Raw genomic sequence first — 4,974 nt, forward strand, 5'->3', positions numbered from 1 at the left:
AGCGAAACCTGCTGCGGCGAAGAAACCGGCAGTGAAAAAACCGGCTGCGCCGAAAGCCGCTGCGCCGAAACCGGCCGCACCTGCTGCAGCCAAACCGGCCACCCCGGCAGCTCCGGTGAGTGCGTCGAACTCCGCCGCAGCGCCGACTCCGGCGGCCACCCCGACTGCTGTATCGACCCCGTCGACGCCAACCAGTCAGTCCTGATTCTTCAGGGCAAAATAAAACGCCCGGCCTGTGAAGGTCGGGCGTTTTTGTATCTGAATTCCAACAGCCCCTCACCCTAGCCCTCTCCCAGAGGGAGAGGGGACCGAACGAGGTGTCTCACGCTATACACCGACCTGAAAGACCTTACCGATTATGGATTCGGTAACGCACTGTCAGGTCGGCGTACTTCTACAGCATCCCCCAATCAGTCCCCCTCTCCCTCCGGGCGGTCCGACGTTTCGGGAGGGCTAGGGTGAGGGGCTTTTGATTCAGTCGTGATCTTCAAGGTATTGCAGGGCCATCCGCTCCGTGGCGACCTTAACCGGCGGCAGCAGATGCGGCGCCACCAGCATCATGATCTGGTAAACCACCAGACGAACCTCGCCCTCGCGATCCAGAATCCGCTGATAATCCAGCGAAAACAGCAGCGTCATAGTGATCTGCTCCACCAGTTGCCCCAACGCCTGCGTATCACTGACCAGTTGCCCCGATGCCTTCAATCGTGCAAGCAACGAAGCGAGTGTGCGCTTCAGCGCATTGAGCAGATGACGAATGCCCTTGGCCAGCTTCGGCAAGCGCCCGGCGAGGTTCGACAGGTCCTGGAAGAGGAAGCGGTACTGTGCCAGGCGCTCGACGATCAAGTGCAGAAACAGCCAGTAGTCTTCCGGTGCCAGCTCCACATCGGCCGGCGGATCGAGCAGCGGCGCCAGCTCATTCTGGAAGCGTTCGAACAGGCCGAGAATCAACGGCTCCTTGCCGTGGAAGTGGTAATAGAGGTTGCCGGGGCTGATCCCCATTTCGTTGGCCACCTCCATGGTGGAGACGTTCGGCTCGCCTTTCTCATTGAACAACTGCAAAGCACATTCGAGAATCCGGTCGCGGGTTTTCATCCAGTCTTCTTAGAAAAATTCGGTTAAGCGTCAGCGCACACGCACGTAAGTACCGGGTGCCGCCTCCATCGGTGGATAGTTCGGGTTGCCGAGGGCCATCTGGGTTTCGTGCTGCGCCCCGGAGCGTTCCTGAATCCATGTCAGCCATTGCGGCCACCAGCTGCCCTCGACCTGTTTGCCGTCGTAGTACCAGGCGCGCGGGTCGCTGCTCATCTTGCCGTTCTCGACGTAGGCGGCCTTCGGATTGCTCGGCGGGTTGAGGATGCTTTGCACATGGCCGCTGTTGGACAGCACGAAGCGTCGATCGCCACCGAGCAGCAGGGTCGAGCGATACACCGCATCCCACGGGGTGATGTGGTCGTTCATGCCGGCGACGCTGAAGCTGTCGACGGTGACTTTCTGCAGGTCGATCGGCGTGCCGCACACCTCGAGCCCGCCCGGATGGGTCAACGGGTTGTGCTTGAAGAAGTCCAGCAGGTCGCCATGAAATGCCGCCGGCAGGCGTGTGTTGTCGTTGTTCCAGTAGAGGATGTCGAAGGCCGGTGGCTCCTTGCCCAGCAGGTAATTGTTGACGAAGTAGCTCCAGATCAAATCGTTGGGGCGCATCCAGGCGAAGACCTTGGCCATGTCACGACCATCGAGCACACCCTTCTGATAGGAGCGGCGCTTGGCGGCTTCCAGGGTCTGCTCGTCGGCGAACAGGGTGGCCGGGGTCTCGATCTGGCTGTCCAGCAGGCTGACCAGATAGGTCGCGCTGGAAACCCGCCGCAGTTGCCGCTTGGCCTGCAAGTGGCCTTGCAGCGCCGCGATGGTCAGGCCGCCGGCGCAGGCGCCCATCAGGTTGACTTCGCGCGCGCCGGTGATCGCCCGGCAGATGTTCATCGCTTCTTCTACCGCTTCGACGTAGGTCGACAGGCCCCATTCGCGATGGCGGACATCGGGGTTGCGCCAGCTGATCATGAAGGTCTGCAAGCCGTTCTTCAGGGCGTACTGGACGAAGCTGTTGTGCGGGCTCAGGTCAAAAATGTAGTACTTGTTGATTTGCGGCGGCACCACCAGCAGCGGCTTGGCGTACTGCTTTTCGCTCATCGGTTTGTACTGGATCAGCTCCAGCATCTCGTTGCGAAATACCACCGAGCCGGTGGTGGTGGCGACGGTCTTGCCGACCTCGAAAGCCTGCTTGGTCACCTGCCGTGGCAGGCCATCGTTGTGCAACAGGTCGTCGAACAGATGACTGAGGCCACGGACCAGACTGTGTCCGCCGGAGTTGAACAGCTCCTTGACCGCCAGCGGGTTGAGCAAGGTGTTGGAGGGCGCCACGGCGTCGTTGAGCAGGGTGAAGGCGAAGTGCGCGCGGGCACGATCGTCGTCGCTCATGTTGCTTTCATCTATCCAGCTTTTGACCTGTTTTTGCCAGGCCAGGTAGGCCTGCAGGCTGCGCCGGTAAAAAGGATTGAGGCTCCACGCCGGATCGGCGAAACGGCTGTCCTGCGGATTGGTCGGGTACAGGGTTTCGCCGAGCAGCACACGGCCCAGTTGGCCGCCGAGCTTCAAGGCATGCTTCGCACTGTGGATCGGGTTGCGCAGGCCATGGGCGGCAACGTTGCGCAGGGTCGAGAGCAAATCCCGACCGCGCAGGCCGGTGATCGCACTTTGTGCGTTGATGAACACGGCGGGGCTGGGCACTACGCCCGTCGCTGGTTTGTCGCGCATGACTCAACACTCCTTCGTCTTCAGGCCAAAAACAAACTCACCGAACCAGAACACCATAGTCGCTGTTGCGGGTTGCTGCCTGCGCGGCGTCCTGCCGCGCACTTCCTGACGCTTGCATAAAGCCTGCCGCAGCGGCTAGCCGCCCAGCGGTGTCGGGTGCGGGTGCATCACTGCACGCTGACGTTCCTCCTGGAGAAATTTCATGATGATCGGCGCCACCGCTTCGGCACGGGTAATCAGGAACAGATGACCGTCGTCGATGATGTGCAGTTGGGCGTTGGGAATGCGCCAGGCGAGCATGCGCATGTTGATCAGCGGGATCAGTGGATCGTCATCGCCGGCCAGCACCAGCGTCGGCTGGTGGATCTTGTGCAGCCAGTGAATGCTGGTCCAGCCCAGCCCGGCGAACAGTTGCCAGTAGTATCCGAGCTTGCCCGCCGAACGCACCTTGGCGGCATGGCTGGCAGCCAGGGTCGGGTCGCGACGGAACGAGCCGCCATAGATCAGCGGCGCGATCCGGATCACGTGCGAGGGTTGGATATAGCGCCGTGGACTGGCCATCATCCACAGCACCTTGGGTTTGCCCGGCACCATGAACGCGCCGGCGGCGGTCGCCGCCAGCACCAGTTTCTTGCAGCGCTCGGGGTAGTCGTGGGCAAACTGCTGGGCCAGCGCACCGCCCCAGGACACGCCGATCACGTTGACCTGACCGTAGTCGAGGTAGTCGAGCATCCGCGCCGTCAGCTTGGCCAGCCCGGGAAAGCGATACGGCCGGTTCGGCGTCGACGAGCCGCCGACACCGGGCACGTCGAAGGCGATCACTTCCAGATCCGGGTCCAGCGCCGCGACGAACGGAAACACCAGCTCCAGGTTGGCGCCGATGCCGTTGAAAATCAGCAAGGGCGTCAAGTGAGGCTTGCCGGGGCGTACCGCAGTGCGGAGGGTCTGGCCATCCAGATCGACGGTACGGAATATGAACGGATGCGGCATGCTTCAGGCCCTTCGGGTTAGAGTGGAGCAGCTACAAGCCGCAAGCTTCAAGCAGAACCTGCTCAGCTTGCGGCTTGTAGCTTGTGGCTTGCCGCTATCTTTCATGTACGTAAGTGCCCGGCGATGCTTCACCTGGCGCGTACGCTTTGTTGCCCAGTTTGGTCGGTGCCTTTTTCAGGTTGCCCGAGCGCTCGGCCTGCCACGCCTGCCAGTACAGCCACCAGGAGTCGGTGTGCTTGGTCGAGTTCTCTTGCCATTCATCGGCACTGGCGGCCATGCCTTCGCTGGTCATGTAGCGCGATTTCGGGTTGCCCGGCGGATTCAGAATGCTCTGGATATGCCCGCTGCTCGACAACACGAACTCGACCTTGCCACCAAACAGCTGCGCCGACTTGTAGCAGGACTTCCATGGGGTGATGTGGTCGTTGGTACCGGCCAGCGAGAAGATGTCGGCCGTGACCTGCTTGAGGTCGATCGGCGTACCGCACACTTCCAGTGCATTGGGGCGGATCAGTGGGTTGTTTTTGAACATCTCGATCAGGTCGCCGTGGAACGCTGCCGGCAACCTTGTGGTGTCGTTGTTCCAGAACAGGATGTCGAACACCGGCGGCTCGTTGCCGAGCAGGTAGTTGTTGACCCAGTAGTTCCAGATCAGGTCGTTGGGGCGCATCCACGCGAAAACCTTGGCCATGTCTTTGCCTTCGAGCACACCGGCCTGGTACGAGTGACGCTTGGCGGTCTCCAGGGTCTGCTCGTCGACGAACAGGGCCACGTCGCTGTCCAGAGTGGTGTCGAGCACGCTGACCAGCAGGGTCAGGGCGTTGACCTTGTTCTCGCCGAGGGCGGCGTAGTGGCCGAGCAGGGCGGTGCAGGTGATGCCACCGGAGCAGGCGCCGAGCATGTTCACGTCTTTGCTGCCGGTGATCGCGGTGACCACGTCGACCGCTTCCTTGAGCGCATCAATGTAGGTCGACAGGCCCCACTCGCGCTGGGCTTTGGTCGGGTTGCGCCAGCTGACGATGAACGTCTGCACGTTATTGCGCAGGCAGAAACGCGCCAGGCTCTTGTCCGGGCTCAAATCGAATACGTAGAACTTGTTGATCTGTGGCGGTACCACCAGCAGTGGACGCTCGTGGACCTGCTCGGTGATCGGCTTGTACTGGATCAGTTCCAGCA

The 4,974-nt window shown here is 61.5% G+C and carries 5 protein-coding genes; 1 reads left to right on the forward strand and 4 read right to left on the reverse strand.

Annotation, left to right across the window (positions count from 1 at the left end; all coding sequences use genetic code 11):
• A partial coding sequence (locus DBR24_RS33190; RefSeq protein WP_256591723.1) for a hypothetical protein occupies window positions 1-205 on the forward strand: 205 nt, incomplete at its 5' end.
• A 269-nt stretch (window positions 206-474) separates the two neighbouring features.
• On the opposite strand, the gene DBR24_RS21745 is transcribed toward DBR24_RS33190, so the two are convergent.
• The 4 genes from DBR24_RS21745 to DBR24_RS33195 form a co-directional block, all read right to left on the reverse strand.
• On the reverse strand, window positions 475-1,095 hold the full coding sequence (locus DBR24_RS21745) for a TetR/AcrR family transcriptional regulator (RefSeq protein WP_123470732.1): 621 nt from the start codon (window positions 1,093-1,095) through the stop codon (window positions 475-477).
• 30 nt (window positions 1,096-1,125) lie between these two features.
• Window positions 1,126-2,808, reverse strand: coding sequence for a class II poly(R)-hydroxyalkanoic acid synthase (phaC, locus tag DBR24_RS21750; RefSeq protein ID WP_128615772.1), 1,683 nt, complete (start codon window positions 2,806-2,808; stop codon window positions 1,126-1,128).
• A gap of 135 nt (window positions 2,809-2,943) precedes the next feature.
• The gene (phaZ, locus tag DBR24_RS21755; RefSeq protein ID WP_123470735.1) at window positions 2,944-3,798 is read right to left on the reverse strand and encodes a poly(3-hydroxyalkanoate) depolymerase; all 855 of its coding nucleotides are present in this window, start codon (window positions 3,796-3,798) and stop codon (window positions 2,944-2,946) included.
• A gap of 94 nt (window positions 3,799-3,892) precedes the next feature.
• A partial coding sequence (locus DBR24_RS33195; RefSeq protein WP_256591724.1) for an alpha/beta fold hydrolase occupies window positions 3,893-4,974 on the reverse strand: 1,082 nt, incomplete at its 5' end.

The organism is Pseudomonas sp. HMWF006 (assembly GCF_003061205.1).
Taxonomy (GTDB): domain Bacteria; phylum Pseudomonadota; class Gammaproteobacteria; order Pseudomonadales; family Pseudomonadaceae; genus Aquipseudomonas; species Aquipseudomonas monsensis.